17 protein-coding genes, 1 tRNA gene and 2 CRISPR repeat arrays are annotated in these 24809 nt (G+C 71.8%); of the genes, 17 read left to right on the top strand and 1 reads right to left on the bottom strand.

Annotated elements, in window-relative coordinates; genetic code table 11:
• The first annotated feature begins 419 nt into the window (after positions 1 to 419).
• The 8 genes from dnaN (at position 420) to HFV08_RS07610 (ending at position 10744) form a co-directional block, all read left to right on the top strand.
• Positions 420 to 1550: a DNA polymerase III subunit beta gene (gene dnaN, locus HFV08_RS07645; protein WP_040251221.1), complete on the top strand. Its 1131-nt coding sequence runs from the start codon at positions 420 to 422 to the stop codon at positions 1548 to 1550.
• 131 nt (positions 1551 to 1681) lie between these two features.
• Positions 1682 to 2563 carry a phosphogluconate dehydrogenase (NAD(+)-dependent, decarboxylating) gene (gene gnd / locus HFV08_RS07640; RefSeq protein WP_168537083.1) on the top strand — a complete coding sequence of 294 codons (882 nt, stop codon included), beginning with the start codon at positions 1682 to 1684 and terminating at the stop codon, positions 2561 to 2563.
• Between the two features lie 51 nt (positions 2564 to 2614).
• Entirely contained in the window at positions 2615 to 3778 is a 1164-nt protein-coding gene (recF, locus tag HFV08_RS07635; RefSeq protein WP_168537081.1) for a DNA replication/repair protein RecF, read from the top strand.
• Positions 3775 to 4500 (top strand): DciA family protein, encoded by a 726-nt coding sequence (locus HFV08_RS07630; RefSeq protein ID WP_246341569.1) that lies wholly within the window; start codon positions 3775 to 3777, stop codon positions 4498 to 4500. Before recF ends, HFV08_RS07630 begins: the two co-directional genes overlap by 4 nt.
• 527 nt (positions 4501 to 5027) lie before the next feature.
• A complete protein-coding gene (gene gyrB, locus HFV08_RS07625; protein WP_168537079.1) occupies positions 5028 to 7139 on the top strand; it encodes a DNA topoisomerase (ATP-hydrolyzing) subunit B in 2112 nt (703 codons plus the stop codon).
• 78 nt (positions 7140 to 7217) lie between these two features.
• Positions 7218 to 9818 carry a DNA gyrase subunit A gene (gene gyrA, locus HFV08_RS07620; protein WP_168537077.1) on the top strand — a complete coding sequence of 867 codons (2601 nt, stop codon included), beginning with the start codon at positions 7218 to 7220 and terminating at the stop codon, positions 9816 to 9818.
• A gap of 121 nt (positions 9819 to 9939) precedes the next feature.
• On the top strand, positions 9940 to 10554 hold the full coding sequence (locus HFV08_RS07615; RefSeq protein ID WP_246341595.1) for a DUF3566 domain-containing protein: 615 nt from the start codon (positions 9940 to 9942) through the stop codon (positions 10552 to 10554).
• Between the two features lie 116 nt (positions 10555 to 10670).
• A tRNA-Ile gene (locus tag HFV08_RS07610) sits at positions 10671 to 10744 on the top strand.
• Between the two features lie 479 nt (positions 10745 to 11223).
• Here the strand turns inward: HFV08_RS07610 and HFV08_RS07605 are convergent.
• Positions 11224 to 11871 carry a hemerythrin domain-containing protein gene (locus HFV08_RS07605; protein ID WP_312885459.1) on the bottom strand — a complete coding sequence of 216 codons (648 nt, stop codon included), beginning with the start codon at positions 11869 to 11871 and terminating at the stop codon, positions 11224 to 11226.
• A 328-nt stretch (positions 11872 to 12199) separates the two neighbouring features.
• Positions 12200 to 12837: a CRISPR direct-repeat array (repeat unit 29 nt; unit sequence CGGCTCACCTCCGCTCGCGCGGAGCGCAC).
• A 170-nt stretch (positions 12838 to 13007) separates the two neighbouring features.
• Here HFV08_RS07605 and HFV08_RS07600 point away from each other — a divergent pair.
• The 9 genes from HFV08_RS07600 (at position 13008) to HFV08_RS31460 (ending at position 24474) form a co-directional block, all read left to right on the top strand.
• A complete protein-coding gene (locus tag HFV08_RS07600; RefSeq protein ID WP_168537075.1) occupies positions 13008 to 15857 on the top strand; it encodes a CRISPR-associated endonuclease Cas3'' in 2850 nt (949 codons plus the stop codon).
• 193 nt (positions 15858 to 16050) lie between these two features.
• Positions 16051 to 17667 carry a type I-E CRISPR-associated protein Cse1/CasA gene (gene casA, locus HFV08_RS07595; RefSeq protein ID WP_168537073.1) on the top strand — a complete coding sequence of 539 codons (1617 nt, stop codon included), beginning with the start codon at positions 16051 to 16053 and terminating at the stop codon, positions 17665 to 17667.
• The gene (gene casB / locus HFV08_RS07590) at positions 17664 to 18497 is read left to right on the top strand and encodes a type I-E CRISPR-associated protein Cse2/CasB (protein ID WP_312885458.1); all 834 of its coding nucleotides are present in this window, start codon (positions 17664 to 17666) and stop codon (positions 18495 to 18497) included. The genes casA and casB overlap by 4 nt, the downstream gene beginning before the upstream one ends.
• A 116-nt stretch (positions 18498 to 18613) precedes the next feature.
• A complete protein-coding gene (cas7e, locus tag HFV08_RS07585; RefSeq protein WP_168537071.1) occupies positions 18614 to 19798 on the top strand; it encodes a type I-E CRISPR-associated protein Cas7/Cse4/CasC in 1185 nt (394 codons plus the stop codon).
• Positions 19795 to 20664 (top strand): type I-E CRISPR-associated protein Cas5/CasD, encoded by an 870-nt coding sequence (gene cas5e / locus HFV08_RS07580; protein WP_168537069.1) that lies wholly within the window; start codon positions 19795 to 19797, stop codon positions 20662 to 20664. The genes cas7e and cas5e overlap by 4 nt, the downstream gene beginning before the upstream one ends.
• Positions 20661 to 21329 (top strand): type I-E CRISPR-associated protein Cas6/Cse3/CasE, encoded by a 669-nt coding sequence (gene cas6e / locus HFV08_RS07575; protein WP_168537067.1) that lies wholly within the window; start codon positions 20661 to 20663, stop codon positions 21327 to 21329. Before cas5e ends, cas6e begins: the two co-directional genes overlap by 4 nt.
• On the top strand, positions 21326 to 22294 hold the full coding sequence (gene cas1e / locus HFV08_RS07570) for a type I-E CRISPR-associated endonuclease Cas1e (protein ID WP_246341568.1): 969 nt from the start codon (positions 21326 to 21328) through the stop codon (positions 22292 to 22294). The genes cas6e and cas1e overlap by 4 nt, the downstream gene beginning before the upstream one ends.
• A gap of 27 nt (positions 22295 to 22321) precedes the next feature.
• Positions 22322 to 22633: a type I-E CRISPR-associated endoribonuclease Cas2e gene (gene cas2e, locus HFV08_RS07565; protein WP_168537065.1), complete on the top strand. Its 312-nt coding sequence runs from the start codon at positions 22322 to 22324 to the stop codon at positions 22631 to 22633.
• Positions 22634 to 22651: 18 nt separating this feature from the next.
• Positions 22652 to 23169: a CRISPR direct-repeat array (repeat unit 29 nt; unit sequence GTGCGCTCCGCGCGAGCGGAGGTGAGCCG).
• A 162-nt stretch (positions 23170 to 23331) separates the two neighbouring features.
• A complete protein-coding gene (locus HFV08_RS31460; RefSeq protein WP_246341567.1) occupies positions 23332 to 24474 on the top strand; it encodes an aminoglycoside phosphotransferase family protein in 1143 nt (380 codons plus the stop codon).
• Positions 24475 to 24809 lie beyond the last annotated feature (335 nt).

The following is a 24809-nucleotide window of genomic DNA, read 5'->3' as shown; positions in this document are numbered from 1 at the left end:
CCGTCCACAGCGACGGCCGGTTGTCCACCGGCTCCGCCCACAGGCACAGTGGACAAAATTTCCGTGCTGACCTGCGAAAACGCGGTTATCCACGGTTTCCACAGCCCCTACTACTACCCCCACCTAGTTAGACCGGGGAATTGGTTTCGAAGAGGGGGCTGTGCACAACTCGCGGTCCGGCGCCGATCTGCCGCCCGGTACGACTTGACCCCGAGAGGCGCCGAGTGTCAGCGCGGTACGTCAGACTGGTCCCCGGTCACCTTCCCCTCGGTGGGACGGAGGACACCGCGTCGCACCGACTCCCGGAAGCCGAGAGGCCCCGGAGCCCGGGACGCGGAGCAGACCGGCCAGACAGATCAGTCAGTTCAGTCAGACCAGCAGGGCGAGAGCAGCCAGGCGACAGCAGGAGGCGGCTTACGGTGAAGATCCGGGTGGAACGCGATGTACTCGCGGAGGCAGTTGCCTGGGCGGCGCGCAGCCTCCCGGCCCGGCCTCCGGCGCCGGTACTGGCGGGCCTGCTGCTGAAGGCCGAGGACGGCGCCCTGAGCCTGTCGAGCTTCGACTACGAGGTCTCGGCCCGCGTCTCCGTCGACGCCGAGGTCGAGGAGGACGGCACGGTCCTCGTCTCCGGCCGCCTGCTCGCCGACATCTGCCGGGCCCTGCCCAACCGCCCGGTGGAGATCTCCACAGACGGTGTACGGGCGACCGTGGTCTGCGGCTCCTCCCGCTTCACCCTCCACACCCTGCCGGTGGAGGAGTACCCGGCCCTGCCGCAGATGCCCACCGCCACCGGCACCGTCCCCGGTGAGGTCTTCGCCGCCGCCGCCAACCAGGTCGCCATCGCCGCGGGCCGGGACGACACCCTCCCGGTGCTCACCGGTGTGCGTATCGAGATCGAGGGCGACACCGTGACCCTCGCCTCCACCGACCGCTACCGCTTCGCGGTCCGCGAGTTCCTGTGGAAGCCGGAGTCCGCGGAGATCTCCGCGGTCGCCCTGGTGCCCGCCAAGACCCTCCAGGACACCGCCAAGGCACTGACCAGCGGCGACAGCGTGACCATCGCCCTGTCCGGCTCCGGCGCGGGCGAGGGCCTGATCGGCTTCGAGGGCGCGGGCCGCCGTACCACCACCCGGCTGCTCGAAGGCGACCTGCCGAAGTACCGCACGCTCTTCCCGACCGAGTTCAACTCGGTGGCCGTGATCGAGACCGCCCCCTTCGTGGAGGCCGTCAAGCGCGTGGCCCTGGTCGCCGAGCGCAACACCCCGGTGCGGCTCAGCTTCGAGCAGGGCGTGCTGATCCTGGAGGCCGGCTCCAGCGACGACGCACAGGCTGTGGAAAGGGTCGACGCGCAGCTGGAGGGCGACGACATCTCGATCGCCTTCAACCCGACCTTCCTGCTCGACGGCCTCAGCGCCATCGACTCCCCGGTGGCCCAGCTCTCCTTCACCACCTCCACCAAGCCCGCGCTGCTGAGCGGCAAGCCCGCCCTGGACGCGGAGGCGGACGAGGCGTACAAGTACCTGATCATGCCGGTGCGGCTGTCCGGCTGAGCGGACAACACCGCAGGTGAGTGGGGTGACGCCTGAGCGGCTGAGCCCACAGGTGTGCACGGCGGCGCGGGTTTAGGCTCGGTCTGGGCACGGCCCGTGCCCGCCCACCGGACGCTACTTAAGGATCATTGATGGAGCTCGGTCTCGTCGGCCTCGGCAAGATGGGCGGCAATATGCGCGAGCGCATCCGCCGCGCAGGCCACACCGTCATCGGATACGACCGCAACCCCGATCTCGCGGACGTCGGCACCCTCCAGGAGCTGGTCGGGCGGCTCAGCGGCCCGCGGGTGGTCTGGGTGATGGTCCCGGCCGGTGACGCGACCCAGTCCACCATCGACACCCTCGGCGAACTCCTCGAACCGGGCGATGTCGTCGTCGACGGCGGCAACTCCCGCTGGAGCGACGACGAGAAGCACGCCGAGGAGCTGGCGGCCAAGGGCATCGGCTTCGTGGACTGCGGCGTCTCCGGCGGCGTCTGGGGCCTGGAGAACGGCTACGCGCTGATGTACGGCGGCGACAAGGAGAACGTCGCCAAGGTGCAGCCGGTCTTCGACGCCCTCAAGCCGGAGGGCGACTTCGGCTCCGTGCACGCGGGCAAGGTCGGCGCCGGCCACTTCGCGAAGATGGTCCACAACGGCATCGAGTACGCCATGATGCAGGCCTACGCCGAGGGCTGGGAGCTGCTGGAGGCGGTGGACTCGGTCACCGACGTACGCGAGGTCTTCCGCTCCTGGCAGCAGGGCACGGTCATCCGCTCCTGGCTGCTCGACCTCGCCGTCAACGCCCTCGACGACGACGAGCACCTGGAGCAGCTGCGCGGTTTCGCACAGGACTCCGGCGAGGGCCGCTGGACCGTGGAGGCCGCCATCGACAACGCCGTGCCGCTGCCCGCGATCACCGCCTCGCTGTTCGCCCGCTTCGCCTCCCGCCAGGAGGACTCGCCGCAGATGAAGATGATCGCGGCGCTGCGCAACCAGTTCGGCGGGCACGCCGTCGAGAAGAGCCAGAAGTAATCCACAAGAGCCAGAAGTAGTCCACACCCTGGGGGAGGTCGGTGCACGGCCGTGCATGTCACTCATCTGTCGCTGGCCGACTTCCGCTCGTACGCCCGGGCCGAGGTAGCACTCGACCCGGGCGTCACCGCGTTCGTGGGGCCCAACGGCCAGGGCAAGACCAATCTGGTGGAGGCGGTCGGCTATCTCGCCACCCTCTCCAGCCACCGGGTCTCCTCGGACGCCCCCCTGGTGCGCATGGGCGCCGAGCGGGCGGTGATCCGCGGCGCGGTGCGCCAGGGCGAGCGGCAGCAGCTGGTCGAGCTGGAGCTGAACCCGGGCAAGGCCAACCGGGCGCGGATCAACCGCTCCTCGGCGGTCAGGCCCCGTGACGTGCTCGGCATCCTGCGCACCGTGCTCTTCGCGCCGGAGGACCTGGCGCTGGTCAAGGGCGACCCCACCGAGCGCCGCCGCTTCCTCGACGAACTGGTCACCGCCCGCTCCCCGCGGATGGCCGGGGTGCGCGCCGACTACGACCGGGTGCTCAAGCAGCGCAACACCCTGCTGAAGTCCGCCGCGCTCGCCCGCCGCCACGCGGGCCGCAAGATGGACCTGTCCACCCTGGACGTCTGGGACCAGCACCTGGCCCGGGCCGGCGCCGAGCTGCTCGCCCAGCGGTTCTCCCTGATCGACGCCCTCCAGCCGCTCGCCGACAAGGCCTACGAGCAACTCGCCCCCGGCGGCGGCCCGTTGGCCCTGGAGTACAAGCCCTCCGCCCCCGGCGAGGCGCACCGCCGCGAGGAGCTGTACGAGCAGCTCCTCGCCGCCCTGGCCGAGGTGCGCACCCAGGAGGTGGAGCGCGGCGTCACCCTGGTCGGCCCGCACCGCGACGACCTGGTGCTCAAGCTCGGCCGGATGCCCGCCAAGGGGTACGCGAGCCACGGCGAGTCCTGGTCGTACGCGCTGGCGCTGCGGCTGGCCTCGTACGACCTGCTGCGCGCCGAGAGCCCGTACGCCGAGGAGACACCGGCCGAGGGCGGGCGCCGGGCGGGGGAGCCCGTGCTCATCCTGGACGACGTCTTCGCGGAGCTGGACTCCCGGCGCCGGGACCGCCTCGCCGAGCTGGTCGCCCCCGGCGAGCAGGTCCTGGTGACCGCGGCGGTGGACGAGGACGTGCCCGAGGTGCTGCGCGGGGCCCGGTTCCGGGTCGGCGAGGGCGAGGTGACGGCCGGATGAGCGGCGGCGGGCGGCGCCCCGGGCCGAGCGGGCAGCAGCGCCTCGGCGGCGGCCCCGGCGAGGACGGCACAGCGGACGCCTCCGCGGGCGCCCCCGGCGACCGCGCGCCCCGCCGCGACGGCACCCCGGCCGCCCCGGCCGCACCGGGCAACCGGGCCGCACCGGCCGACACCCCCGCCGCGGAAGCCGCGCCCGCGGGCATCGGCGAACCCAGCGGCGTCGACCTCGCCCGGGTGGCGCTGCGCGCGGCCAAGGAGCAGGCGCGGGCCCGCGGGGACGCCGCCCGGCAGAAGAAGCAGGCCCGCCGCGGCGGACTGCGCTCGGGCGCCCGCGCGGACGGCCGCGACCCGCTGCCGCTCGGCGCCGCGATCAACCGGCTGATCACCGAGCGCGGCTGGGAGACCCCGGCGGCGGTCGGCGGGGTGATGGGCCGCTGGCCGCAGATCGTCGGCCCCGACCTCGCCCGGCACTGCGTCCCGGTGAGCTACCAGGACGACGCCGGCGACCCGGCCGCCGACCGCGTGCTGACCGTGCGCTGCGACTCCACCGCCTGGGCCACCCAGCTGCGCCTGCTCGCCCCCCAGCTGGTCGCCCGCCTGAACGAGGACCTCGGCCACGGCACCGTACGGCTGATCAAGGTCCAGGGCCCGGGCACCGGCCCGCGGCGGTACGGATCGCTGCGCGCCCCCGGCAGCAAGGGCCCCGGCGACACCTACGGCTGAGCCCGGCGAGAGCCGCGTGCGGGCCCCGGCGACGGCCGCCGGTCCGGCCCCGTGTCCGCCGACTGTCCGGCCCGTGTCGGCTGCCGATCCCGGCCCGGGTCCGGTGCCGATCCCGGCTCCGGCTCGGCTGCCGGCCGGCTCGCCGACGGCCGCCGGCAAGCCCCGGTGCCGGCCGCCGGACGGCCCCCGCGGCACCCGCGGACGCGGTGGTCAGAAGGCCGCGGCGGCTCCGTAGCTGGGGGTTGACACCCCGAAGCGCTGAGTGCCGCTGTGAGCCTCTTGGGCCCCCGCTCCGCATATGGGGAGTCGGAAGAGGCCGGTTCAGGGCGGCACATGCCATCTCAGGTACCGGCAAAGCCCCATCAGTGTCAGCGGTACCGGTAGACTGAGGGCTAATCCGCGCTCCCGCGAGCGCGAGGCACCACCGAGTACCCGCTGTCCCGTCTCCTCCGTCTTCGTCAGCTTCGCACCAGGCTCACCACCGCACCACGCCGCAGTCGCTCCGGCCGACGCCGGTTGCACGGTTTGTGCTGTGCCAGAAAGGGCGCTTCGTGGCCGATTCCGGCAACCCCAACGAGAACACGTCTCCGACTCCCGACCCCTCCGCGGATGTCCCCGCGCACGTCGCCGAGGACCTCGCGGAGGCGGCGGCGGAGTCGGCGTACGACGCGAGTGCCATCACGGTCCTCGAAGGACTGGACGCGGTCCGCAAGCGCCCCGGCATGTACATCGGCTCGACCGGCGAGCGCGGTCTCCACCACCTCGTCTACGAGGTCGTGGACAACGCGGTCGACGAGGCGCTGGCCGGGCACGCGGACACCATCGACGTCACGATCCTCGCCGACGGCGGGGTGCGCGTGATCGACAACGGCCGCGGCATCCCGGTCGGCATCGTCCCCTCGGAGAACAAGCCGGCCCTGGAGGTCGTGCTGACCGTGCTGCACGCGGGCGGCAAGTTCGGCGGCGGCGGCTACGCGGTCTCCGGCGGTCTGCACGGCGTCGGTGTCTCGGTCGTCAACGCCCTGTCCACCCGGGTCGCCGTGGAGGTCAGGACCGACGGGCACCGCTGGACGCAGGACTACAAGCTGGGCGTCCCGACCGCGCCGCTCGCGCAGCACGAGGCGGTCGAGGAGACCGGCACTTCGGTCACCTTCTGGGCCGACGGCGACATCTTCGAGACCACCGAGTACTCCTTCGAGACGCTCTCCCGGCGCTTCCAGGAGATGGCCTTCCTCAACAAGGGCCTGACCATCAAGCTCACCGACGAGCGGGAGTCCGCGAAGGCCACCGCCGACGCCGACACGGCGGGCGCCGACGCCCCCGAGGACGTCGCGGAGAAGGTCCGCACGGTCACGTACCACTACGAGGGCGGCATCGTCGACTTCGTGAAGTACCTCAACTCCCGCAAGGGCGAGGTGGTGCACCCGAGCGTCATCGACATCGAGGCCGAGGACAAGGAGCGGCTGCTCTCCCTCGAGGTCGCGATGCAGTGGAACGGCGGCTACAGCGAGGGCGTGTACTCCTTCGCCAACACCATCCACACCCACGAGGGCGGCACCCACGAGGAGGGCTTCCGGGCCGCGCTGACCGGGCTCATCAACCGGTACGCGCGCGACAAGAAGCTGCTGCGCGAGAAGGACGACAACCTCACCGGCGACGACATCCGCGAGGGCCTGACCGCGATCATCTCGGTCAAGCTGGGCGAGCCGCAGTTCGAGGGCCAGACCAAGACCAAGCTCGGCAACACCGAGGCGAAGACCTTCGTGCAGAAGGTGGTGCACGAGCACCTCACCGACTGGCTCGACCGCAATCCGAACGAGGCCGCGGACATCATCCGCAAGTCGATCCAGGCCGCCACGGCCCGGGTCGCGGCCCGCAAGGCGCGCGATCTGACCCGCCGCAAGGGCCTGCTGGAGACCGCTTCGCTGCCCGGCAAGCTGAGCGACTGCCAGTCCAACGACCCCACCAAGTGCGAGATCTTCATCGTCGAGGGCGACTCGGCCGGCGGCTCCGCCAAGTCCGGCCGGAACCCGGAGTACCAGGCCATCCTGCCGATCCGCGGCAAGATCCTGAACGTCGAGAAGGCCCGGATCGACAAGATCCTGCAGAACCAGGAGATCCAGGCGCTGATCTCCGCCTTCGGCACCGGGGTCCACGAGGACTTCGACATCGAGAAGCTCCGCTATCACAAGATCATCCTGATGGCGGACGCCGACGTCGACGGCCAGCACATCAACACCCTGCTGCTGACCTTCCTCTTCCGCTTCATGCGACCGCTGGTCGAGGCGGGCCACGTCTTCCTGTCCCGGCCGCCGCTGTACAAGATCAAGTGGACCCGGGACGACTTCCAGTACGCGTACTCGGACCGCGAGCGCGACGCGCTGATCGAGCTGGGGCGCCAGCAGGGCAAGCGGATCAAGGAGGACTCGGTCCAGCGCTTCAAGGGTCTCGGCGAGATGAACGCCGAGGAGCTGCGCATCACGACCATGGACCAGGACCACCGCGTCCTCGGCCAGGTCACCCTCGACGACGCCGCCCAGGCCGACGACCTCTTCTCGGTCCTGATGGGCGAGGACGTCGAGGCCCGCCGCCAGTTCATCCAGCGCAACGCCAAGGACGTCCGCTTCCTCGACATCTGAGGCGGCTCTGCGGCGCGGCCCCCGGCGGCCGCCCGAGGACCTCCGCTTCCGCACAGTCCGAAAGGATCCAGTACGGCCATGGCCGACGAGAACACCCCCGCTCCCAGTGAAGAGCCCGGCGAGACCGGCGAGGAAACGGTCGCGGTCGAGGCGATGCGTGTCGAGCCCGTCGGGCTCGAGACGGAGATGCAGCGCTCGTACCTCGACTACGCGATGTCCGTCATCGTCTCCCGCGCGCTGCCGGACGTCCGCGACGGCCTCAAGCCGGTGCACCGCCGCGTCCTCTACGCGATGTACGACGGCGGCTACCGGCCCGAGAAGGGCTTCTACAAGTGCGCCCGCGTCGTCGGCGACGTCATGGGCAACTACCACCCGCACGGCGACTCCTCGATCTACGACGCGCTGGTCCGCCTCGCGCAGCCCTGGTCGATGCGGATGCCGCTGGTCGACTCCAACGGCAACTTCGGCTCCCCGGGCAACGACCCGGCCGCGGCCATGCGGTACACCGAGTGCAAGATGGCGCCGCTGTCGATGGAGATGGTCCGCGACATCGACGAGGAGACCGTCGACTTCACGGACAACTACGACGGCCGCTCCCAGGAGCCGACCGTCCTGCCCGCCCGCTTCCCGAACCTGCTGATCAACGGCTCGGCGGGCATCGCGGTCGGCATGGCCACCAACATCCCGCCGCACAACCTGCGCGAGGTCGCGGCCGGCGCCCAGTGGTACCTGGAGAACCCGGAGGCCTCGCACGAGGAGCTGCTCGACGCCCTCATCGAGCGCATCAAGGGCCCCGACTTCCCGACCGGCGCCCTGGTCGTCGGCCGCAAGGGCATCGAGGAGGCCTACCGCACCGGGCGCGGCTCCATCACCATGCGCGCCGTGGTCGAGGTCGAGGAGATCCAGAACCGCCAGTGCCTGGTGGTCACCGAACTCCCGTACCAGGTCAACCCGGACAACCTCGCGCAGAAGATCGCCGACCTCGTCAAGGACGGCCGGATCGGCGGCATCGCCGACGTCCGCGACGAGACCTCCTCGCGCACCGGCCAGCGCCTGGTCATCGTGCTCAAGCGGGACGCGGTCGCCAAGGTCGTCCTCAACAACCTCTACAAGCACACCGACCTGCAGACGAACTTCGGCGCCAACATGCTGGCCCTGGTCGACGGCGTGCCGCGCACCCTCTCCCTGGACGCCTTCATCCGGCACTGGGTGACGCACCAGATCGAGGTCATCGTCCGGCGTACGAAGTTCCGGCTGCGCAAGGCCGAGGAGCGCGCCCACATCCTGCGCGGCCTGCTCAAGGCCCTGGACGCCATCGACGAGGTCATCGCCCTGATCCGGGCCAGCGACACCGTCGAGACCGCCCGCACCGGACTGATGGAACTCCTGCAGATCGACGAGATCCAGGCCAACGCCATCCTGGAGATGCAGCTGCGCAGGCTGGCCGCCCTGGAGCGCCAGAAGATCATCCAGGAGCACGACGAACTCCAGGCGAAGATCACCGAGTACCAGGAGATCCTGGCCTCGCCGGTGCGCCAGCGCGGCATCATCAGCGAGGAACTGACCGCGATCGTCGAGAAGTTCGCGGACGACCGGCGCACCAAGCTGGTGCCCTTCGACGGTGACATGTCCATCGAGGACCTGATCGCCGAGGAGGACATCGTCGTCACGATCACCCGCGGCGGCTACGTCAAGCGCACCAAGACCGACGACTACCGCTCGCAGAAGCGCGGCGGCAAGGGCGTGCGCGGCACGAAGCTCAAGGAAGACGACATCGTCGACCACTTCTTCGTGTCCACCACCCACCACTGGCTGCTCTTCTTCACCAACAAGGGCCGCGTCTACCGCGCCAAGGCCTACGAGCTGCCCGACGCCGGACGCGAGGCCCGCGGCCAGCACGTGGCGAACCTCCTGGCCTTCCAGCCGGACGAGTCCATCGCGGAGATCCTCGCCATCCGCACCTACGAGGTCGCCCCCTACCTGGTCCTCGCCACCAAGGCGGGCCTGGTCAAGAAGACCTCCCTGAAGGACTACGACTCCCCGCGCTCCGGCGGCGTCATCGCGATCAACCTCCGCGAGATGGAGGACGGCCGCGACGACGAGCTGATCGGCGCCGAACTGGTCTCCGCCGAGGACGACCTGCTGCTCATCTCCCGCAAGGCCCAGTCGATCCGCTTCACCGCGACCGACGAGGCACTGCGCCCGATGGGCCGCGCCACCTCCGGCGTCAAGGGCATGAGCTTCCGCGAGGGCGACGAACTGCTCTCGATGAATGTCGTCAGGCCCGGTACGTTCGTCTTCACCGCCACCGACGGCGGTTACGCGAAGCGCACGCCCGTGGACGAGTACCGGGTCCAGGGCCGCGGCGGCCTCGGCATCAAGGCCGCCAAGATCGTGGAGGACAGGGGCTCGCTGGTCGGCGCGCTGGTCGTGGAGAGCAGCGACGAGATCCTGGCCATCACGCTCGGGGGCGGAGTGATCCGCACGCGCGTCGATGAGGTGCGCGAGACCGGCCGTGACACCATGGGTGTCCAGCTGATCAACCTGGGCAAGCGCGACGCCGTCGTCGGGATCGCGCGCAATGCCGAGGCGGGCCGGGAGGCCGAGGAGGTCGACGGCGACGTCGACGCCGAGGCGGCCCCGGCGGCGGACGAGGACACCGAGTCCCCGTCCGAGTAGGCCGGGCGGGCCGAGAGGCCGCCGAGTACGAGGAGCGGGTCGTGAGCAGGGCCACGGTCGCCGGAACCCTTCCGGCCGGAACGGACGGCGTCCGTGGCCCCGCGGTGACCGGCCCCGCTCCCTGCTCGCCCCTTCCCGCCCCTGCCTTCTCTCCCTTGCACGACGACGACTCCCAGCAGCCCCAGGGGGCAACGTGACCGAAACCCGAGGCGCCGAGGGCCAGCAGTACACGGGCGGAGCCCTGCCCGGCGAACGGCCGCCGGAGGCCCCCTCCGGCCCGTACCACCCGCCGCAGGCCTACCAGTCCGCCCCGGACGGCACCGTACGCAGACCCCGTACGCCCGCGGGGGCGCGCACCACCCCGCGGACCCGCAAGGCGCGGCTGCGGGTCGCCAAGGCGGACCCCTGGTCGGTGATGAAGGTGAGCTTCCTGCTCTCCATCGCACTGGGCATCTGCACCGTGGTGGCCTCCGCGGTGCTGTGGATGGTCATGGACGCGATGGGCGTCTTCTCCACCGTCGGCGGCACCATCTCCGAGGCGACCGGCTCCAACGAATCCAACGGATTCGACCTCCAGTCCTTCCTCTCGCTGCCCCGGGTGCTCATCTTCACCTCGGTCATCGCCGTCATCGACGTCGTCCTCGCCACCGCCCTGGCCACCCTCGGCGCCTTCATCTACAACCTCTCCGCGGGCTTCGTCGGCGGCGTGGAGCTGACCCTGGCGGAGGACGAGTAGCCGCTCGGGAGCCGCTCACGGGGGTCCGGTCCGGGCCTGTTCCGGGCCCCGGTTACCGATTTTGGGACTGACCACGTCGTGCGCTAATCTTCTCAGGTCAGCGCACAGAGCGCGGCGGGGCTATAGCTCAGTTGGTTAGAGCGCATCCCTGATAAGGATGAGGCCACAGGTTCAAATCCTGTTAGCCCCACAGATGCAGTGCAGAAAGATAGGGCGTTTCCCCTGGTGGGGAGGCGCCCTTTTTCTTGTCGGCCGGGGAGGGGGGTGTCGGTCTCGGTCGGTCTGGGCGGGGGTGAGGGGGTGGGGGTGGGCAAGATCTTCTCCCGGATTTCTCCCGGCTTCTCCCGGGACTCCGCGGTCCGGAACCCATGGCTTGGAGACCGGGTCCCGGGGCCGTACGGATTGGAACGCTGAGGGCTCTTCCGCGTCCTCCGTCGGCCCCCGGACTGCGGGTACCTACATCGAGGTGACTTCCCGCCTCACCGAGCCCGTCCTGCTGGGCCTGGCCGTCCTCGCCCTCCGCAACCGCGTCAAACGCTGACGCTCCGGCGCCTGGGGCGCCCGTAGTGCCAAGCCTCCTCGCCGGGAGGCCCGCACCCCGGAGAAGGAGAGAGGCGCCGATGGGGGGCGAGGTCCGCGGAGTGGCAGGCCGATCCGCCGACTGGATCGCTAGACCGCGTGGTGCTCACCGAAGGCGGCGAGCTGGGACCTCTCCAGCCAGCCGCTGAACAGCCGTCCGACCGGGGCGGCGGGCACACCCCGGCGCTCCTCAGGGCCCGAGACGGACAGCAGCCAAGCCGGCATGAACCGCAGCGTCCACAGCGGCGCCGTCTTGCGCATGTGCTTCTCGAAGCCTTTCCAGATCCGGCCGTCCAGCGCGGGCGCGAGCCGTCCCGACAGCTCTCGCTCCTCGTCGGCGGCGTGCGCGGCGAGCTGCTCGCGCAGGTCGTCCGTACGGGCCGCCAGCTCGGCCGGGGCCGCTTCGTCGGTGCCGAGCCGTTGGCTGACCGCGTGCCAGGCGTGCAGCACCTTTGTGAGTTCCTCGTGCTCGCCGGTCATCAGCGTCAGGGCATCCACGTCGGCACCCCGCTCGCGCAGCTTCGGCCAGAGGAACTCGTCCTCGCCGTGGTGGTGGTGCTCGATCAACTGGAAGATCGTGTGCGTATACGCGCGCAACGCGCTGGTGCGATCCGCGTCGGCCGCCGGCAGCGTGCGGCTGGCGAGGCCGATGCGCTCCAGGTCGCGCACCATGGCACGGTGCGCCAGCAGCATGGTCTGATGGCCTCGGGCGAGGACGGCGGCGGGCGGTTCGGTCACGGCTGGCTCCTTGGAACGCGATGGTGAGGATCGTGCGGGTGAGGCGACCGTGCGCGGCAGCCGACACGCGCGTGGCTGGTCCGCGGCTCGCCGACACCGGCGGGGCTCGGCATCTCCGCGGTCACCATGCCTCCTCCGGCACGGACGCCAAGACGCCGTCCTGCCGCACGGCGCAGGCGCGTTGAGCGGCGAGCAACGGAAGCACCTCCCCAGCGAAGAACCTGGCCGTCGCTATCTTGCCCAGGCGAAAGGTACGTTGGGCAGAGTCGCGGCCATGTCTGTCTGCGGTGTACGGCATGGTCGTCAAGGCGCCCCCTATCCGCAGACCCGGCTCACCTCCGCTCGCGCGGAGCGCACAGGGCCCCGGTGAACGCGAGCAGTAAGGCGACCGGCTCACCTCCGCTCGCGCGGAGCGCACATCGTCGTCCTCCGCACCCGCCACCGCATGACCGGCTCACCTCCGCTCGCGCGGAGCGCACGGCCCGTCACGGTGGCCTGCCCGAGGGGTGCGCGGCTCACCTCCGCTCGCGCGGAGCGCACTCCTCGTCGGAGGTGATCGGGTCCGAGTGCTGCGGCTCACCTCCGCTCGCGCGGAGCGCACACTTCCAAGGCCCGAACCAGACCGGAGAGGACGGCTCACCTCCGCTCGCGCGGAGCGCACGGCGGCGCCTCGCCCCTGCCGGACGCGCTGGACGGCTCACCTCCGCTCGCGCGGAGCGCACATCCGTAGCGGCGAACTCGCGGGCGGCGACCTCGGCTCACCTCCGCTCGCGCGGAGCGCACGATGTGGCGCCATCACCCCGACTACCGGGCGGCGGCTCACCTCCGCTCGCGCGGAGCGCACATCACGCACGGCGTCCCGGTACAGGGTGCGGACGGCTCACCTCCGCTCGCGCGGAGCGCACGAGAAGCGGTTCGTGCGCCGCCCGGACGTGTACGGCTCACCTCCGCTCGCGCGGAGCGCACACTTCCTGACCTGCGGCGTCAGAAGGGCTTTGCCATTTCATTGCCAGGTGAAGTGCAGGGCCGGGAGTGAGCAGTACGCATGGTGCGCACTGTAGGCGGCGTGGCCCTGTGGGGAGTGGGAATGGCCTGATCAGCCTGCGTTGTCGGTGCGGGCTGGTAGGACATGCGTCATGACTGACAGTCAAGATGCGTGGCAGGCAGTGGTGTTGCCGGACGGGCGTCTGTGGGGCAAGGAGCACGGGCTGGCCGGGCCGTACCCCGTGATGTGTCATCTGCTGGATGTGGCGGCGACGTTCGGTGTGCTGTGGGACGAGTTGCTGGAGCAGCGGGTCCGGGAGCGGTTCGCCGGGCAGTTGGGGCTGTCGGAGTCGGAGTGCCGGGCGGTGCTCTCGTTCTGGGCGGGGTTGCATGATCTGGGGAAGATCTCGCCTGCCTTTCAGGCGCAGGTGCCCGCCTTGTTCGAGGTGGTGGGCGGGCAGCCCGAGTACGCGCATGTGGCGGGTGCTCGGATGCGGCACGAGATGGCTACCCATTGGTCGTTGGGTTCGCTGCTCGAAGAGGCCGGGTATCCGAACCGGCACGGCGCCGCGCAGCGGGGTGGCAGCGGAGCCCAACTGGCGCACTGGGTGGGGCAGTTGCTCGGCGGTCATCACGGGCTGTTCGGGCGGAAGTTGACGACGTCGGAGATGCGGACGCCCGCTTCGTACGAGCCTGGTCTTGGTGCGGCAGGGTGGCATGTCCAGCGGCGTTGTCATCTGGAGGAGTTGCGGCGGGTCACCGGTGCGGCCTCGGTGCCCGCGGGGGCCTTGTCGGCGGACCTCGCCGTGGTGTTGTCAGGGCTGGTGGTCTGCGCGGACTGGCTGGCCAGTGACACCGCCGCGATCGAGTCCGTACGGGGCACGACGGGGTGGCAGGGCACTGCGGCGGAGGTGGACGCGCACTTCGCGCGTGCGGTGGCGGCGGCTCCCGCGCTGGTCGGTGCGGCGCGGCTGGGGCGGGCCGAGTTCGCCGAGAGCAGCTTCGGCGGGATGTTCCCGTTCGCGCCGAACCCGCTCCAGGCCGACCTCGTCGCGCAGTTGCCCGGTCTGGTGCAGGCCCACGGCCCGGGGGTGCTGCTGGTGACGGCGCCGACGGGGGACGGGAAGACGGAGGCGGCGCTGTTCGCCTCGTCGGTGCTGGGCAGGGCGGCGGGGGCGCGCGGGATGTTCGTGGCGCTGCCGACGATGGCGACGGCCGACGCCATGTACGGGAGGGTGCGCGCGTTCGCGGAGTCGGCGTTGACCGGTCAGCGCGCTCTGACGCTGCTGCACTCGATGGCCTGGCTGAACTCGGCCTACACGCCGCCGTCCTCCGACGACCGGACCGCTCAGCTCTCCTCGGACACGGCCACCTCGGTGGCGGCCGGGGACTGGGTGCGCGGGAACCGCCGCGGCTTTCTGGCGCCGCTGTCGGTGGGCACCGTCGACCAGGTCCTGGCCGGCGTGCTGCCACTGCGCTACAACACGCTGCGCCTGTTCGGGCTGCACGAGAAGGTCTTCGTGGTCGACGAGGCCCATGCCTACGGCCCGTGGATGCACAAGCTCCTGCTGGTCCTGCTGGAGTGGCTGGGCGCGATGCGCGCGCCGGTGGTGCTCCTGTCGGCGACGCTGACGGGCCAGGCGGCGGCCTCTCTGGTGAACGCCTACCGGCGCGGTGCGGGGTTCACCGAGGCGGCACCGGTCGAGCCCGCGTACCCGGGATGGGTGTACGCGGGAGCCGTGACCGGCGAGGTCTCGGCGCCGCGGAGCACGGCGACGGGAAGGCCCCGCACCCTCGACGTCGTCGTGCGGCCGGTGGCCTGGGATGTACGGGAAGGTGAGGCGGGCGGGCCCGCTCCGGCGGGCGGGCGTCGTGCCGCGGTGCGCGAGGAACTCCGGCAGGTCGTCGAGGGCGGGGGTACCGCGCTGGTGTGCTGCACGACCGTCGCCGAGGCGCAGGCCACCTTCCGTGACATCCGCGCCGCCTTCCCTGAGCTAGCGGGGCGTCCGGGCGGGGTGCGGCTGCTGCACTCCCGCTTCCCCGCCCGCGTACGGCAGGAGATCGCGGCCGAGTGCGAGCGCGCCTACGGCAAGCCGGAGGCGGGGGCGGAACCATCGGTGCGGGAGCCCTCCGTGCTGGTGGCCACGCAGGTGGTGGAGCAGTCCCTCGACCTCGACTTCGAGGTGGTGATCAGCGATCTGGCTCCGCTGGCCCAACTGTTGCAGCGGGCCGGGCGTTGCAGGCGCCACCAGCGGGGCGGCACGGGCAGACCGGCGTGGGCCGCGGCGGAGGACGCTCCGCGCGTGGTGGTGCTGGATCCGTTCCTCGCTCCTGAGGGCCGGATGTGCCCGAGGTCGTGGGGATTGGTCTACGACGCCAGCCTGCTGCTGCGGACGTCCTTGCTGCTGAGGGAGCGCGCGGGCGAGGGCATCGCGGTCCCCGGTGGAGTGCAGGAGCTGGTGGACGCCGTCTACGCGCCGGACTTCGTCGATGATCTGGATGCCGGCGTCGGGCGGGAGTTGCGGGATCTGGACCTGGAGCGTCTCGCCTCCCAGGCGGCCGAGACGAGCCTGGCGGACATGGTGGCGATCGGCGGCCCGGGAGATGTCCAGGGGTACCTGCACCTCCTGAGCCGACGGGTCGAGGGGGTGGACGAGGACCTCCTCACCACGCGCCTCGGCGCGGACACCGGCCGGGTGGTGTGCGTGTACGCGCAGCCGGACGGCGCCTGGATGCTGGACGAGTCCGGCGAGGCGGGCCTGCCGGAAGGGCCTCGACCCTCTCGTCGGGAGCTGGCCGAGGTGATGGCCCGGGTGGTGCCGGTACCCGGCCGGTGGCTGCGGGACGGAGGAGTCGAGCATCCGCCCGGCTGGCGCCAGCAGCCGCTGCTGCGCGAAGTGGGCGTGCTGGTGCTGACCCCCGGTGAGGAAGGGGAGGGGTGGCGATGCGGGCTCGGTGAGCGCACGATCGCCCTCTCCGAGGTGGGAGTCGAGGAACTTTGACTCTTTCTCCAGGAAACCCTCACAAGAGTTCGTCCTCTTCGCTACTTTTCAACTCTGCTTCCCGAAAGGGGAGTTACCGCACCTGCCGACCTGCGCCGGCTCATCGGGCGCGGTACGTACCCGGTCGCGCGCTGCCCGTTCGCTCCCGGCTCCGCTCGTACGAAACCGTCTCCGTTTCTGCTCCGGGAGAGCCATGCCTCTGACGAACGTGCTCGACGACCCGCTCTTCCCGGTGCGGTGGAGGCCGGGGAGTGCGCCGCCCGTGGGGAGCGGTCCGGAGGGCGAGGTGGGCCTGCGACCGCTGCTGCGGCATGCGCACGAGATCGAGAACCTCGCCGTGGCGATCCCGCCCGCGCACTCCGCGCTCCTGCGGATCCTCTACGCTCTCACCGCCCGGGTGACCGGCCTGGACCAGGCACTCGACGGCCGTGAGGCCTGGATCCTGCGCCGTGACGAGATCCTGGCCGCCGGGCAGCTTCCGTCGGACGGCATCGACGCCTACTGCGCGCGGCACCACAGCAGGTTCTTCCTGTTCGACGACGCGGGTGGCCGCCCGTGGATGCAGGACCCCCGGCTGGTCGAGGAGTGCGACGCCGCGGGCACCGCCGGGGTCAACAAGCTGATCGTGACCCGCCCGGCCGGCAACAACCACGCCTGGTTCACGCACACGAGCGACACCCGCCCCGTCCCGCCGAGCGCCTCCGAAGCCGTACTCAGCCTGCTGACCTGGCTCTTCTACGGGCCGTCCGGCAAGTGCAGCGCGCGCACCGTCAACGGCACCAAGACGTCCAACGCCACGGGGGGACCGCTGCGCGGGACCCTCTCCTACCACCCCGAGGGCGGCACCCTCTTCCAGACGCTCCTCGCCGGGCTGGTCCCGCCGAAGCAGCAGGTACGCCCTGCCGAGGACCTCTGCCCGTGGGAAAGGGAGACCCTGCCGGACCCGGAAGGGCCGCCGCCCGCCGCCACCGGGCCCTGTTCGCAGCTCACCGGCCAGGGCGTGCACGCGCTGCTGCTCGTCCCCGACCCCGAGGACGCCTCCCGCGTCGTGGACGCCTACATCACCTGGGGCTACCGCACCGGCCGTGCCGCCCGCCCCGACGACGACTTTCTGATCTGGCAGAAGAGCCAGGCCGGCAACCGCTACCCGCGGCACGCGAACTCCTCCCGTGCCCTGTGGCGCGACCTCGACGCACTGCTGCTCGCCGAACCGCCCGGCCAGGCCCGGCCGCGCCGTCCCGCCGTCTTCGACTGGGCTCAGGAGATCTCCGAGGACTTCGTCGAGGACCTGCGGGTCCGGGCCCTCGGTTTCGAGCAGGACAGCCAGGCCAAGGACCTCCAGTTCGTCGACGCCGCCACCCCGCCCGTCCTCGGGTACCTGGAACGGCGCGCGGCCACCAGCCGCCCCGCGGTCGGTCAGCTCCGCGTCCTCGGCGAACGCTTCGGCCAGCGGCTCGACCGCGCCCTGCGCCGCGCCTGGCGCACCTATGTCAACGACCCGAAGGACGACGCGGACGCCTGGGCGGTAAACGGGGCAGCACGCTACTGGCCCGGTGCCGAGCGGGAGTTCTGGCGCCGTTTCGCCGGACTGGACCGTACCGGCACCACCCTCGACGGCGGCCTGGACGGCCCGGCCGCCCGTGCCGCCTTCCTCCGCCTCGCGCTGGCCGCGTTCGACGAGGTCACCGATCAGGTCGCGGGCACCCAGCGCGGTGCGAAAGCGGTCCAGGAAGCCCGAACCGACCTCTTCGGCGACCGACGTGCCGCGTCCGCCCCGGGTGCGGCCAAGGAGAAGGAGCCCACCCCGTGACCGTCGCCAACACCGTTCCGCAGGCGGCAGTTCCCGCCCAGCGGAGTCCCCGTACGAACCGGCTCACCACGTACGACCGCTTCGTCGCCTCGGTGAGCCGCCGTTGTGAGAGCGATCCAGGGGCCCGCAGCGCCCTGCGCTCGGGAGTCGGCAAGGACCTGGACGCCGTACCCCGCATGCACCAGGTGATCGCCCACCTGGTGCCGCCCGCCGCCGACGACCGCGCCCAGCGCGCGTATTACGCGGTCGCGGCCATGATCGCCGAGCAGACGCGCAGAAAGCAGAGGTCGTCGTCGGAGGAGGAGACGGAGGATGCGGAGGGGACCGAAGAAGCCGAAGACGCCGAGGGCGCCGAGGACGGCGCGAGCGGTGGAGCGCCGGCGGGCACCGCGCCCGGGTCCGAGGACCGTGCCGCCACTCTCCGCCCCGACTACGGATCCAGCCTCGGCGCGGCTTTCGCGGCCGCGGTCGATGTGGCCTCGGGCCGGGAACGCCAGATGCGCCGGGGCACGGCGGAGAGCCGGTTGAACGTGCTGTGCAAGCAGCAGATCACCGGCCTGCACCGGCACCTCCCCGCCTCGGTGCGCTATCTGCGGTCCCTGGGCGTGCCCGTCGACTTCGCCCGGCTGCTCCAGGACCTCCTCGACTGGCCCCGGGACTCCGGCCGCATCACCCGGTACTGGCTTCAGGACTTCTACCGGGAGTTGCAGAAGGCGGACCGCCGCCGGGCCGACAGCGAGGACGCCGAGGCCGTGGTCGAGGACGCCACGGCCACCGTCGGGGACGTCACGGCCACGGCCGAAAGCCCGGAACCCTCTCCGGGCGGCTGACAGGACCGGCCCTCACCGGACACGGTGCCCTGCCGCGGGCCCGTCACGACCGCAGAAGAACATCCGCCCCCGTGCGGTGACGCTCTTCTTCCTCCAGCCACCCTCTTGGAGCCCTCATGACCACCACCCTCACCCTCCCCGCCCGCTTCCTCTGCGTCAGCGTGCTGCAGACCGTGCCGTTCGCGAACCTCAACCGCGACGACACGAACTCGGTGAAGACCGTCCAGTTCGGGGGCGTGCTGCGTACCCGGGTCTCCAGCCAGTGCTGGAAGCGCGCCGTGCGCAAGAAGTTCGAGGAACGTACCGGGCAGAGTGCGCTGCGTACCCGTCGTATCGCCGAGCGGGTGGCCCGCCTGCTGAGCGAGGAGCGGGGCTGGGATGCCGGGCTCGCGGCCAGGGCGGGGGCGCAGGTGGCGGCCGCCTCCGGGATCAAGTTCGAGCTGGAGGAGAAGGAGAAGAAGGTCCTGCCCAACGTGGTCCTCCAGAACGCCCTGGTCTACGTACCCGAGGCAGCCATCTCCGAACTCGCCGATCTGGCCGAGGAGTTCCGCGCGGAGATCGAGAAGGCCAAGGACATCACCAAGCCCTCGGACAAGAGCGTCCTCAAGGACCAGACCGGCCGGGTGAAGGGCGTGCTGCGCTCCCGCAACGGCGTCATCAACACCTTCGGCCGCATGCTCGCCGAGGTGGACGACGCCGGGGTCGACGGCGCCGTCCAGGTCGCGCACGCCATGACCACGCACCCCACCGACATCGAGATCGACTACTTCTCCGCCGTCGACGACGTCACCGACCAGTGGCAGGACGCCACCGGCAGCGGCCACATGGGCCACGCCGAGTTCAGCGCGGGCACCTTCTACCGCTACGCCACCCTCGACCTCGCCGAACTCGCCGCCAACCTCGGCGGTGACACGGCAGCCGTCCGGGAACTCGCCGAGGCCTTCCTCCAGTCGTTCGTACGTTCCCTGCCCGAGGCGAAGAAGAACTCCACCGCTCCGAACACGCCGCCGGACCTGGTCCACGTCACCGTCCGCGCCGACCGCCCGCTCTCCCTGGCCGCCGCCTTCGAGAAGCCCGTACGGATGGCTCCCGAGGGCGGATTCGCCGCCCCCTCCCGCGACGCTCTCGCCGAGTACGCCGAGGAGGTCGACGCGTTCATGGGCACCGAGGGCATCCTCCTGGCGGGCTGGACGGGCCGCGACGCCAAGGACCTCACCGGACTCGGCACGCGGCACTCGTCCGTCGACAAGCTGGTCACCGCCGCGGCGGACCGCGCCTTCGAGCAGGAGCCCGCGGCGTGACCCACTCCGACCTCGCCGCGGACGCCGCCTCCGCGGCATCCGTGCCGGGCCTGCTCCTCCACCTCGCGGGCCCCCTGCAGTCCTGGGGCGGGCACAGCCACTTCAACCAGCGCGACACCGCCCCGCACCCCACGCGCTCCGGCGTCATCGGTCTGCTGGCCGCCGCCCTCGGCCGGGCACGGCAGGAGCCGGTCGGCGACCTCGCCACCCTGCGCCTGACCGTCCGTACGGACCGGGGCGGCGTACTCCTGCGTGACCTGCACACCGTGGGCGGCGGACTCCCGGCCGCGCAGACGGTCACCACCGCCCAGGGCAAGAAGCGCTCCGGCGACACCGGCACCCTCCTCTCCCACCGCTACTACCTCGCGGACGCCGCCTTCACCGCCGCCCTCACCCCCGGGCCCGACACCCCGCCCGGCCTCCTCACCGCCTGCGCCGACGCCCTCGCGGCCCCGCGCTGGCCGCTCTACCTGGGCCGCCGGTCCTGCCCGCCCACCGGACCCCTCCTGATCGGCGTCTTCGAGGACCCCCTGCACCACCTGATCCACCTGCCGCTCGCCGCGCCCCCGCCGCGCGAACGGGCACCCGCCCCCGAGGTGGAACTCCTCGGCGACCGCCCGCTCGACCACCTGCCCCTCCCGCCCGAGCTGCGCCCGTCCGACCCCGCGGAGGCCGCCCAACCCGCCGGACAACTCCACGACGAGCCCGCCTCCTTCCACCCCCGCAGCCGAAGCCACCACGCGCGACCCGTCTTCCGCCGCCGGTACACGCCGCCACGCGAGCAATGGGCGGGGCACGGCATCGACCACCTCAAGCGCCTCGCGGCCTACCGCGCCCAGACCACCCCCGAGGGAGCACGCCGATGACATCCCTGTGGCTGACCCGCATCGCCCCCGATCCGAGGTCCCGGGAAGCCCGCCGCGACCTCGGTGACGCGGTCGGACTGCACCGCCGCCTGATGAGCCTCTTCCCCGACGACCTCGGCCCCGATCCCCGCCGTCGACTCGGTCTGCTGCACCGGGTCGACGACGCCCGCGGCGGGCCCGCGATCCTCCTGCAGTCCGCCCACCAACCCGACCTGACCAAGCTCCCCGACGGCTACGGCCGGAGCGCCATCCGCTCCCTCGACCCGCTCCTGGGCCTTCTGTGCGGCGGCCTCCAGATCCACTACCGCTGCACGGCCAGCGCGGTACGCAAGCCCGGCGCCACCACCCGCTCCCGCTACCAGCTGCCCGAGGTGGTCGCCCTGCACGGACCGGACGCCGAGGAGTGGTGGCAACGCCAGGCGGACGCGGCCGGGTTGAAGCTGCTCTCCCTGCTCTCCCAGCCGCTCGACGCCGCGACCGGCACCAGGAGCGGGCAGAAGGACCGGCAGCGCATCCGCCACTCCCGTACCCGCTTCGACGGCGTCGCCGTCATCGTCGACCCCGACCAGCTGCGCACCAAGCTGACCGCCGGCATCGGCCGCGGCAAGGCCTACGGCTGCGGCCTGCTCACCCTCGCCCCCCAGCGCACTCCGGCGGACGTATGACCACACCCTCGCAGGCGCGCCGCAAGCTCGCCGCACCCACCGTCGCCATGCTGCCGCGCATCGCCGACTCCCTGTCCTTCCTCTACCTGGACATCGTCCGCGTGCTCCAGGACGACACCGGCGTCCTGGCCGAGGTCAGCAGCGAACTCCACGGCCGCCAGACCGTCTACCTGCCCACCGCCGCCCTCTCCTGCGTGCTCCTCGGCCCGGGCACCTCCATCACCGCGCCCGCCATGGCCACCCTCGCCCGCCACGGCACCACGGTGCTGATCACCGGCTCCGGGGGAGTGCGCTGCTACGCGGCCACCCAGCCCGCGTCCCTGAGTACGACCTGGCTCGAACGCCAGGCGCGGTCCTGGGCGGACGACACACACCGCCTGCGCATCGCCACCGCCATGTACGAGAAGCGCTTCGGCGCCGGCACCGTCCCGCCCGGCACCACGCTCCAGCAACTGCGCGGCATGGAGGGCCAGCGCGTCAAAGCGCAGTACAAGATCCTCGCCCAGCAGCACAGGATCGGCCGCTTCCGCCGCGCCTACGACCCCGCGCAGTGGGACCTCCAGGACCCCGTCAACCTGGCCCTGTCCTCCGCCAACACCTGCCTCTACGGCATCGTCCACGCCGCCGTCCACTCCCTGGGCATGTCCCCCGCCCTCGGCTTCGTCCACCAGGGAAACCAGCAGGCCCTCGTCTACGACGTCGCCGACCTCTACAAGGCCGAACTCACCATCCCCCTCGCCTTCTCCCTCCACAGCTCGCCCAACCCCGAAGCGCAGGCCCGCCGTTCCTTCCGCGACGACCTGCGCCTGTTCCGGCTCCTCCCGCGGATCGTCCACGACATCCAGGACCTCCTGGACCCCGGCAGCGACCGCGAGGCCCCCGACCCGGAAGAAGAACTCGTCGACCTCTGGGACCCCGTCACCGGAGCCGTCCCCGGCGGCATCAACCACGCCGCCGACGGCTGAAGCCCTCTCCCGGGAAGGACCTGCCCCATGGCCTCCATGATCGTCATCTCGGCGACCGCCGTCCCCGACCACCTCAGAGGCGCCCTCACCCGCTGGCTCCTCGAAGTCACCCCCGAGCTCTACGTCGGCACCGTCTCCGCCCGGGTACGCGACGAACTCTGGCAGTCGGTCACCGCCTGCGCGGACCAGGGCAACGCGGTCCTCGCCTACCCCACCGACAACGAACAGGGCTTCGAACTCCGCACGGCGGGGCCGCAACGCCGTACCCCCGTCGACTTCGACGGCCTGACCTTGATCGCCTTCGACCGACCGAGTCAAGAAATGGCAATGCCCCTCTAAGGGTGCAGGTCAGGAAGTGTGCGCTCCGCGCGAGCGGAGGTGAGCCGGGCGCCCGCATCCTGGTCCACGACCGCTTCGAGTGCGCTCCGCGCGAGCGGAGGTGAGCCGACCACCCCGGCCCGGCGCCCCGAACCTGCGGCGTGCGCTCCGCGCGAGCGGAGGTGAGCCGGGCATGTTGTTCGGCGAGTACGCCGACTTCCTGTGCGCTCCGCGCGAGCGGAGGTGAGCCGAACAGCTCCGCCTCCCGTTCCATCCACCGCGAGTGCGCTCCGCGCGAGCGGAGGTGAGCCGCACGTAGCCCTTGCCCCCTTCCTCCTCCCCCAGTGCGCTCCGCGCGAGCGGAGGTGAGCCGCTTGGGCCGGACGCCGGACTGGAACAAGTGGCGTGCGCTCCGCGCGAGCGGAGGTGGGCCGGTCTCCGACATCTCATCAGTCGGGGCGAACACGTGCGCTCCGCGTGAGCGGAGGTGAGCCGGGCCGTCGCGCGAGGCCGCCTGAGCGCAGGACAGTGTTCTCCGCGTCAGCGGAGGTGAGTCGGGTGAGTCAGTGCCGTCTCGGTCAGGTCATCCGTTCTCTCTGCGGAAGCGGAGGTCATGGCCTGAGCGGTAAGCGGGGCTTCGGATGGGCTGGCTTTCCGGTACGGCGGCGCGCCAGGAAAACCGCTGGAGGCGTGGCCGCCCCGGTGCTGGGATTGCCCCCATGGCAGCTGAGGCGGCGGTGGTCGTGGATCGCGGGGCGTATCCGGAGGCGCGGACGCCCTGGGAGGAGGAGGGCTGGCGGCGGGAGGTGTTCGCCTGGGCCGGGCGGAAGTTGGCGGCGCGTGGTCTGCGGGTCACCGGACCGCTGAGGGTGCGGTTGCGGCCCTGGTCGGTGCTGGTGCGGATGCCTGTCGCGGGCCAGGGGGCCGTGTGGTTCAAGGCGAATCCGCCGGCCAGTGCCTTCGAGGCGCCGCTCGCTGCCGCACTGGCCCGGTGGGTGCCGGAGCACGTACTCGCGCCGTTGGCCGTCGATGCCGAGCGGGGCTGGTCGCTGTTGCCCGACGGGGGCGCCCTCTTCCGTGACGTGCTCGGCGAGGGCGGTGCCGGCCCGCGGGAGTGGGAGGGGGCGCTGCGGCAGTACGCGGGGATGCAGTACGCGCTGGCTCCGCGTGCCGGAGAGCTTGTGGAGCTGGGGGTGCCCCGGGCCCGTACCGCCGAGTTGCCCGGGGTCTTCGAGCGGCTGGTCGGCGGGAACGGCGCGCTCGGGGCGGAGGAGCGCGCGCGGTTGCGGGCGTTGCGGCCCCAAGTGGCTCAGTGGTGTGCGGAGTTGGCCGGGGCGGGGATCGCGGACTCGCTCGACCACTCCGATCTGCATGAGGGGCAGTTCTTCCACCAGCTGGACGCGGGGCAGTTGTTCCCTCCGCAGGCGGATCGGGCGGAGGCGGATCGGGAGGAGACGGGTCAGTCGGAGGCGGGTCGAGCGGTGGCGCATCGGCCGGAGGCCGGTCGGGGGGAGGCAGGGCGGTCCGGGGTGGGGCGGTTCACCTTCTTCGACTGGGGGGACGCGGCCGTCTCGCATCCGTTCTGCAGTTTTCTCGTCCCCGCCCGGCGGGCGCGCGAACTGTACGGGGCCGAGGCGCTGCCCCGGCTGCGGGACGCCTACCTGGAGCCCTGGACGGGGCACGGCCGTACCCCGGCGGAGCTGCGGCGGGCGCTGAGTCTGGCGGGGCGGCTCGGGGTACTGGGCCGCGCGGTCTCGTGGGGGCGCCTCTTCCCGGGAGCCTCCGAGCCCGCGCACGCCGCGGGCCAGGCGGCCGGTGCCGGGTGGCTCCGGGAACTGCTCAACGCGGAGCCGCCGGTGTAGCTGAGCGTGGAGGCGCCTTCAGCCCACCGCGAGCCGCCTTTTCAGCCCGGCGCGGAGCTGGGTTCCAGTAGCCCGGACTCCGCCGCCCCCCACCTGCGACCGCCCCACCTTCAATCACCCCCACCCTCAACTCCCGCCCACTTCCTCGATCCGCTGCTCGTCCAGATGGTCTTGCCGCGAGGCAGAGCATTTCGGAGCGGGGCGAGGTACGGGGTCGGGGTACGAGGCGCGGTGGGCGGAGTGCCCGGTACCCGGCGGTGGGTCCCGCAGTGGTGGAGTGGGGGACTGGGCGACGGACCTGCGGATGAGATGGGGAAGGCGGAGGGAGAGGTGGA

The organism is Streptomyces physcomitrii, assembly GCF_012273655.1.
Classification (GTDB): Bacteria; Actinomycetota; Actinomycetes; order Streptomycetales; family Streptomycetaceae; genus Streptomyces; species Streptomyces physcomitrii.
This window is presented reverse-complemented; position numbering and strand designations above follow the sequence as displayed.

What these genes read in the sequence shown, in the direction of transcription:
- cas7e (WP_168537071.1), top strand. Translation starts at nt 18,614, where the DNA reads ATGACCACCACCCTCACCCTCCCCGCCCGCTTCCTCTGCGTCAGCGTG.
- HFV08_RS07630 (WP_246341569.1), top strand. Translation starts at nt 3,775, where the DNA reads ATGAGCGGCGGCGGGCGGCGCCCCGGGCCGAGCGGGCAGCAGCGCCTC.
- gyrA (WP_168537077.1), top strand. Translation starts at nt 7,218, where the DNA reads ATGGCCGACGAGAACACCCCCGCTCCCAGTGAAGAGCCCGGCGAGACC.
- HFV08_RS31460 (WP_246341567.1), top strand. Translation starts at nt 23,332, where the DNA reads ATGGCAGCTGAGGCGGCGGTGGTCGTGGATCGCGGGGCGTATCCGGAG.
- gnd (WP_168537083.1), top strand. Translation starts at nt 1,682, where the DNA reads ATGGAGCTCGGTCTCGTCGGCCTCGGCAAGATGGGCGGCAATATGCGC.
- cas2e (WP_168537065.1), top strand. Translation starts at nt 22,322, where the DNA reads ATGGCCTCCATGATCGTCATCTCGGCGACCGCCGTCCCCGACCACCTC.
- cas1e (WP_246341568.1), top strand. Translation starts at nt 21,326, where the DNA reads ATGACCACACCCTCGCAGGCGCGCCGCAAGCTCGCCGCACCCACCGTC.
- casA (WP_168537073.1), top strand. Translation starts at nt 16,051, where the DNA reads ATGCCTCTGACGAACGTGCTCGACGACCCGCTCTTCCCGGTGCGGTGG.
- cas6e (WP_168537067.1), top strand. Translation starts at nt 20,661, where the DNA reads ATGACATCCCTGTGGCTGACCCGCATCGCCCCCGATCCGAGGTCCCGG.
- HFV08_RS07600 (WP_168537075.1), top strand. Translation starts at nt 13,008, where the DNA reads ATGACTGACAGTCAAGATGCGTGGCAGGCAGTGGTGTTGCCGGACGGG.